The sequence below is a fragment of the Streptomyces sp. NPDC020747 genome (assembly GCF_044334695.1).
Taxonomy (GTDB): Bacteria; Actinomycetota; Actinomycetes; order Streptomycetales; family Streptomycetaceae; genus Streptomyces.
In genome coordinates this window covers 1-7,628 of the sequence record NZ_JBIRTJ010000046.1, presented here as the reverse complement: position 1 = coordinate 7,628, position 7,628 = coordinate 1, and the positions used below count along the sequence as shown (strand labels likewise).

The following is a 7,628-nucleotide window of genomic DNA, read 5'->3' as shown; positions in this document are numbered from 1 at the left end:
CACCGCTCCTCCAGCGATCGGATCGGACGTCACCGCACATCCAACCGCCACGACCGCCGACCCGGCGAACCAACGCGGCCACAGCACTAGAAGCGCGTCGTGGTGTTCCGGAAGGCCGGGCTTCCCCCTGACCCGGCCGCCCGGAACGCCACCCGCCCGGCGCTGTCCCCCGTCCGGCGTCGGCGGGCCGGCATCGTGGAACGCTCCCCCGTGTTCCCCCGTACGCCCACGTACTTCCCCGTACGTCCACGGGGATCGCACCGGCCCGCCATGACCTCACCTTTCCCGGTCGGGGCATTGTCCGGCAGTCCCCTGTCGCCACTTCAGACAATTTCGTGGCGCGAGTGGTGCGTTCTCGCCATGCCTCTTTCCCCAACGCCGCCCGGATTCGTAGCGTGCGGGGGCGACACACGCACACGGCGACGGGGGATGCGATGGGACGTCGTGAGCGGCCACTGGATCCTGCCGACGGGCCTGTCGCGCAATTCGCGTACGAGCTACGGAAGTTGCGTCGGGAGGCAGGTGGGATCACCTACCGCGCGATGGCTCGGCAGGCGCACTACTCCGCGGCCACACTCGCGCAGGCGGCGGCCGGAGACCGGCTGGCCTCGTTGCCGGTGACCCTCGCCTATGTCGAGGTGTGCGGCGGGGACCGCGACGAGTGGGAGCGGCGGTGGCATCAAACCGCCCAGGACGCGGCCGAGGAGAGCCGTGCCGCCGCCGACGACGCGGAGGCTCCCTACCCCGGTCTGGCCCGGTTCGAGGCGAGCGACAGCGATCGCTTCTTCGGCCGGGACCACCTCGTCGGCCAACTCGTGGACCTGGTCGGGGACAAGGACTTCGTCGTCCTGACGGGCCCGTCCGGCAGCGGCAAGTCCTCACTGCTGCGCGCCGGTCTCATCCCCCGCCTCCAGCAGACCGACCCGCCACGCGTCCGGCCCGCGACGATCCGCATCCTCACCCCTGGACCGCACCCGGCGCGCACCCACGCCGACATCCTGGATCCGGGCACCACCCGCTCCGGAACCGTCGTCGTGGTGGACCAGTTCGAGGAACTCTTCACCCTCTGCGCCGATCCCGCCGAACGGAAAGGCTTCCTCGACCTGCTGTTCACCGCCGTCCGCCCCGATCACGGCATTCGCGTCGTCGTCGCGGTCCGCGCCGACTTCTACGGACACTGCGCCCGGTACCGGCGGCTCGCGCAGGCCGCACAGGAGGCGACGCTCCTGGTGGCTCCCATGAGCACGGAAGAGCTGCGTGAGACGATCGTGAGACCGGCCGCACTCGGGGGTCTGATCGTCGAACGGACGCTGACCTCGCGGATCATCGCCGAGATCCAGGACGAGCCCGGTGGCCTGCCCCTCATGTCCCACGCCCTGCTTGAAACCTGGCGCAGGCGCCGGGGCAGAGCGCTGGGCGAGGCCGCGTACGACGCCGCGGGAGGCCTCCACGGGGCGATCGCCCGCACGGCCGAGGAACTCTACGAAAGCCTCAACGGCCCGCAGGCCGACGCCGCCCGTCGCATCCTGCTCCGCCTGGTGAGCCCGGGTCAGGGCACCGGGGACACACGCCGTCCGACCCGGCGCACGGAACTCACCGCGCTGGGCGGCGGTACGGACGCCGACACGGACCCGGACACCGACGCCGACACGGATGTCGTACTCGAACGACTCGCCCGCGCGCGCCTCATCACGCTCGACGAGGACACCGTCGACCTCGCCCACGAGGCCGTCCTCACCGCGTGGCCCCGGCTGCGTACCTGGATCGACGAGGACCGCGAGCGGCTCAGGTCCCAGCACCGGCTCACCGAGGCGGCGGCCACCTGGCAGGACCTCGGACGGGACGCGGGCTCCCTCTACCGGGGTGTGCGACTGTCCACCGCCGAGGAGCAGTTCGGCGCCACGGACGATCTCACCCCGCTGGAACGGGAGTTCCTCGCCGCCGGTCTCGACGCCCGCCGGGGTGAACAGCGAGGCCGCAGGAATCGTACGGTCGTCGTGTCCGTCCTCGTGGTGCTCAGCCTCGTCGCGGCACTCGTCGCCTGGCAGGAGAGCCGGTCCGGCGAGCGGCGGCGGATCGAGGCGGAGGCCCGTCGGCTCGTCGGAGTCGCGGAGAGTCTGCGCCTGTCCGACCCGGTCACGGCGATGCGGCTCAGCCTCGCCGCGTGGCGCGTCGCCGACCTTCCCGAGACGCGCTCCGCGCTGCTCGGAGCCGCGGCGCAGCGGAACGAGGCCGTGTTCACCGATCCCGACGGCACCGACGAGACGATGCGGTATCTCAGCGCCGACGGCCGCACGCTGCTCAGCGTCGGAACCGATCAGGTGACCCGGTGGGACGTGGGGGCGGGACGGCGTACGGCCACCTGGCCAGGGCTCGGCGACGCGGCGAAGGACGTGGGGTTCGTCCGGGCGGACGCGTCGTGGATCCCCGAGTTCGACGGGGAAAGGGTCGCGCTGCGAAACCTCGCCACGGGGCGTCGCGAGGGGAAACCGCTGGGCGTCGCCGACGGCGGCGTCGAGATGGGGACAAGTGGTCGCAGCCTCCTCGTCTACCACGCAGAGGGATCCGAGCGCCGGGTACAACTCTGGGACGCCCGGTCCCGGCAAAAGCTCCTGGAGATCGCACGCGACACGGACACGAAGGCGGACGGGGCGACCGGTTCCGAAGTGGAGTGGGCGAGGCTCACCGCACACAAGAACCGGCAGCAGAAGGACGGCCGGGGTACGGCTCTGACGGACGACCCCGCCTTCACGGATGCCACGGTCAGCGCGGACGACCGTCTGCTGGCCCTGTGCCTCCCGGGCGAACGCTTCGAGTTGTGGGATGTCACCGAGAAGCGCCGCCTGCCCGCGCCCTGGCTGCCCAGGGCGACCGTCGAGCAGTGCGTCAAGGAACGGATCGAGTTCACGCCCGACGGCCGGTATCTGGGGCTGATCGACGCCACCGGATTCCGGGCATGGGAGGTCGCGTCGGGCAAGGAGCTTCCCGCGGTCACGTATCCCGGTCTGAAGGTCGCTCGACTCAGTGCGGACGGCTCGTTCCTGGTGGCGTCGGACGGCGAGGAGATCCTGGTCTGGCGGATGGACTCACCCGACTTCCCGGTCGTACGGCACCAGTTGGCCGGTGAGACCGTCCAGGAGATCAGGGTGGACACCGAGGCCGGCATCGTCCGGTACCTCGGCGGCCCGGAGGGCTCATGGGGACCGGCCGTCCACACGCTGAACGTGGGCAGCGCGGTGAACACCCGCTGGGAGCCCTCCGCCGCCCTGGCCGTCGAGTTCGGCCCGGACGGCAGGACTCTTGCCGTCGCCGCCGTCGACGAGGACGGGAAGCACCTTCGGTTCCGCGTGGTCGACGTTCGTACGGGGCGACTGCTGGCCGAACCTCCGCGTCTGCCGTGCCCAGCCCCGTCGGAAGATGCGGCGTTCGGAGGCTGCGATGCCCTGCTCGCCGTCGATTCCACCGGCAAGGAACTCGCCTACGGCGTGGTGGACTTCGCGTCTGGTCCCCCCACGACCAAGGTGTCCCTCTACGACATTCCGCGGCGACGCGTCACCACCACCCTCGGCGCCGACGAAGTCGGCGCCGAGGCGCTGTCGGACATCTCCTTCGGCGCCGGCGACCGGTCGCTGCTCCTCTCCCCGCTGCCCGGGTCCGTGTCCGAAGCAACCCGCGTCTGGGACCTCCGCCGCCGGACCGTCGTCGGCGCACTCCCGGGCTCCGTCGGTGCGGTGACCCCTCATCCCGACGGCGACCTGCTCGTCACCGAGCGCGGGCAAGCGTACCGCATGCCCGCGGGCACCCGGCTGCCGTCCGTCAGAAGCCCGGGCAAGTCGACCGCTCTGGCGTTCAGCCCCGACGGTGATCATCTGGCCGTCGGTGACGGCTCCGGCCGGGTCGTCCTCTGGGACGGGCGGCTGGCCCGACGGCTCGGTGTCCTCGCCGACCCGGACACGACCACCTACCAGTACGTGTCGGCCCTGGCCTTCTCCCCCGACGGCCGCACGCTCGCCGTCGCGGGTGACGAGGGCACCCTGCAGCTCTGGGACGTCCCCTCCCGCCGACGGGTCGGATCCCCGCTCACCACACCGGGCGACACCGTCCGCGCCCTGGCGTTCGGCCCCGACGGCGGCAGCCTCTACGCCGCAGGGGACCACGCCCCCTTGCAGACGTACGGGATCACCCCGGACCGTGCGGCGCGGACCGTCTGCCGTCGCGTGACCACCGGGCTGTCGCGGGACGACTGGGACCGCTACGTCCAGGACGTCGCCTACAGACGGAGTTGCCCGAGTACCTAGCCGGACCGCCGGGCTCCCCTCTCCTGTCAGGGAAACCTGATGGGCAACGGGCTGTCGGCGGACCCCGGCGAGGAACGCCACCGGTCCCGACCGCCTGAGCGGTGACGGGCCGGTGCGGCGTTCTCCACGGAGATTCGGAGCTGACCGAAGGCCATCGCGGCGGCCTCGTCCGCGAACGAACCCACGGGCGTGGAGATCGCCATCGCCGGTACGGGCAGCTCGCGGGGCGCCCGCCGGGCCTCGCGCAGACTGGGCGCGGGGCCGGCCGGGACCAGCGGGGCACGCTCGATGGCGCGTGCCCGGCGCGAGAACCAGACGATCTTTCCGCCGGTGTCCGTGCCGCAACAGCCCCAGCCGTCGCTCAGCGCGGCGATGCGGGCCAGGCAGCCGGGTGTGGCGGACTCCGGGTGGAACCCGCCGTCGCTGTCGGCGACGGCGGTGATGAGGTGCTGGCCGTTCCACCACATCTCGATGGTGGTGTTCTTGTCGGCCGCGTGCTCCCCGATCGAGCGGAGCAGCACATCGGCGCAGTGGCAGACGGGCTCGACGAGGTTCTCAAGGTTCCAGTGCCGGAGATGGGCGGCCAGAATGCGCCTGACCTGGTCGACCCGCTCCGGACTGACTTCCACGTCGAGGTGGTAGTAGCAGGGCACTACGGTCTTCATCGTCGTTGGCTCCTCACCGGCGAAGCTCTTGCTTCTCCTCGCCCCTGCGGGCCGAGCCCCGAACACGAAGCGTGAGCGGTGATCGCTCCTGAGTAAGTCCCAGAGTGGGAGCGGTACTCCATTCGTGCAACACGAGCGAGCGCCCGATGTAGTTGAAGCGACAACAGGACGTTGAGTGTCGTCGCGTGCACCATGGGTGAGGGCGTCGGCCGCTGTAGTCGGTCGATGCCTCTCCGTGCACGGGCTTCACGCACGATCCGGGCGAACCGTGCGCATTCGAGGGAGCGGAAGGTGACCAGTGAAATGCTGCTGCCTGCCAAAACCGAGGTCGCCAGGCATCTGGAGCTGTACCGAGCCTGGGAACGCATGATGCTCGCGGCCCCCGCCGACCGTGCGGCGCGGGGCAATTTCGAGGACACGGGCTACACGCTGTGCGTGCTGATGGGCAAACGCTGCGCGCGGGAGGCCGTGCACGCCGCCGAGCGTTATCTGGCGGTCGGGCCGGGCGCCCGCCGCCGGAAACGGGCCAACGGCGGCCCGGCCGACGGCAGGCGCTCCGCCAAGTCCGGCCGGTCCGGCCGGTCCGACGGTCTCGCGGCAAGCCCTGTGGCGTAACGGGGTCTCCGACGCTGCTGCCCGGCTCGGACCGGGCGCGAGAACGGCGACAACAGCGAGTGCGGCGAAGAACGCGAGCACAGCGAAGTAGGCGCAGAAGTTCGCAGAAGACGACGGAGGTGAGATCCATGACCGACAACCCGGCCGACGGCCGTGTCCCCCCTGTTGGCCGCGTGCCCATCGCCCCGATCGGACGCGTCCCTGTGGTGGATGTCCGACCGGCCGTCGACCGCGGCACCCGTCCGGCGAAAGCGGTCCCGGGTGAAACCTTCCAGGTCACCGCCACCGTCTTCGGCGAGGGCCACGACGCGGTCGCCGCGAACGTGGTCCTGCGTGATCCACAGGGCCGTACGGGCCCCTGGACCCCGATGCGCGAACTGGCCCCCGGCACCGACCGCTGGGGCGCCGACGTCACCCCCGGAGCGGTGGGCGACTGGGTCTACTGGGTGGAGGCCTGGTCCGACCCCGTGACCACCTGGCGCCGGGCCGCCGGCATCAAGATTCCGGCGGGCATCGATGTCGGGCTGGTCCTGGAGGAGGGCGCCGAACTGTACGAGCGGGCCGCCTCCGGAGTCCCGCAGGAGGCGGGGCGAGCGGCGGTACTGACCGCCGTGGACGCTCTGCGCGACGAGGCCCGGCCACCGATCGCCCGCCTCGCCGCCGCCCTGACCCCGGACGTGGACACGGCGCTGGCCGACCACCCGCTGCGGGAACGGGTCTCCCGATCGGCCCCGCTGCCCTTGCTGGTGGAGCGGGAGCGGGCGCTGTACGGCTCCTGGTACGAGTTCTTCCCGCGCTCGGAGGGCGCGGTGGTCGAGGACGGCAAGCCGCCGGTCACCGGCACCTTCAGGACCGCCGCGCGACGGCTGCCGGCGATCGCGGAGATGGGCTTCGACGTGGTGTACCTGCCACCGGTCCACCCCATCGGCACGACCTTCCGCAAAGGCCCCAACAACAATCTGTCGGCAGGCCGTCAGGATGTCGGGGTCCCCTGGGCGATCGGCTCGCCGGAGGGCGGGCACGACGCCGTCCACCCGGATCTGGGCACGATCGACGACTTCAACGCATTCGTGCGTACCGCGGCGGAGCTGGGTCTCGAAGTCGCCCTGGACTTCGCGCTCCAGTGCTCGCCGGACCATCCGTGGGTGGAGAAGCACCCGGAGTGGTTCCACCACCGCTCGGACGGCACGATCGCGTACGCCGAGAACCCGCCGAAGAAGTACCAGGACATCTATCCGATCGCCTTCGACAAGGACATGCCGGGGCTGGTCGCCGAGACCGGGCGGATTCTGCGGTTCTGGATGAGCCACGGTGTACGGATCTTCCGCGTGGACAATCCGCACACAAAGCCGGTGGTGTTCTGGGAGCAGGTGATCGCGGACATCAACCGCACAGACCCCGATGTCGTCTTCCTGGCCGAGGCGTTCACCCGCCCGGAGATCATGCATGCCCTGGCACGCGTCGGTTTCCAGCAGTCGTACACCTACTTCACGTGGCGCAACACCAAGGCCGAACTGACCGAATACCTCACCGAACTCTCCAGTGCCGATGTCGCCGCGTACATGCGTCCCAACTTCTTCGTGAACACTCCCGACATCCTGCCCGGGTACCTCCAGCACGGCGGCCGGCCGGCTTTCGAAGTACGGGCCGTTCTGGCGGCGACTCTTTCGCCGGCCTGGGGAATGTACGCCGGATACGAGCTGTGCGAGAACACTCCGTTCAGGGCTGGCGGTGAGGACTATCTCGACTCGGAGAAATACCAGCTGCGGCCCCGGGACTGGGAGTCGGCCGAGCGTGACGGACGCTCCATCGCGCCTCTCATCGGTTCCCTGAACCGGATCAGACGGCAGCACAGCGCACTGCGCCGGCTCAGGAATCTCCACTTCCACGACACCGACAACGACGCGGTGATCGCGTACAGCAAGCACGACGAGTCCGACACGGTTCTGGTGGTGGTGAACCTCGACCCTCACCACACCCAGGAGGCCACGGTCTCGTTGGACATGCCACGACTCGGCCTCGACTGGCACGAGTCGTTCCCGGTGCGCGA

Annotated in this window: 3 protein-coding genes and 1 pseudogene; 3 read left to right on the top strand and 1 reads right to left on the bottom strand. The window is 70.6% G+C overall.

Annotation, left to right across the window (positions count from 1 at the left end):
* The first annotated feature begins 434 nt into the window (after window positions 1–434).
* Entirely contained in the window at window positions 435–4,298 is a 3,864-nt protein-coding gene (locus ACH4YP_RS47960; RefSeq protein ID WP_398497917.1) for a helix-turn-helix domain-containing protein, read from the top strand.
* Between the two features lie 179 nt (window positions 4,299–4,477).
* Here the strand turns inward: ACH4YP_RS47960 and ACH4YP_RS47955 are convergent.
* A pseudogene (locus ACH4YP_RS47955) lies at window positions 4,478–4,963 on the bottom strand (pep a2); the annotation flags it as partial.
* Window positions 4,964–5,266: 303 nt separating this feature from the next.
* Between ACH4YP_RS47955 and ACH4YP_RS47950 the strand changes: the two are divergent.
* Window positions 5,267–5,578 carry a DUF5133 domain-containing protein gene (locus ACH4YP_RS47950; RefSeq protein ID WP_398497919.1) on the top strand — a complete coding sequence of 104 codons (312 nt, stop codon included), beginning with the start codon at window positions 5,267–5,269 and terminating at the stop codon, window positions 5,576–5,578.
* 128 nt (window positions 5,579–5,706) lie between these two features.
* Window positions 5,707–7,628, top strand: a 1,922-nt coding sequence (locus ACH4YP_RS47945) for a maltotransferase domain-containing protein (protein WP_398497915.1), incomplete at its 3' end; no start/stop codon positions are given.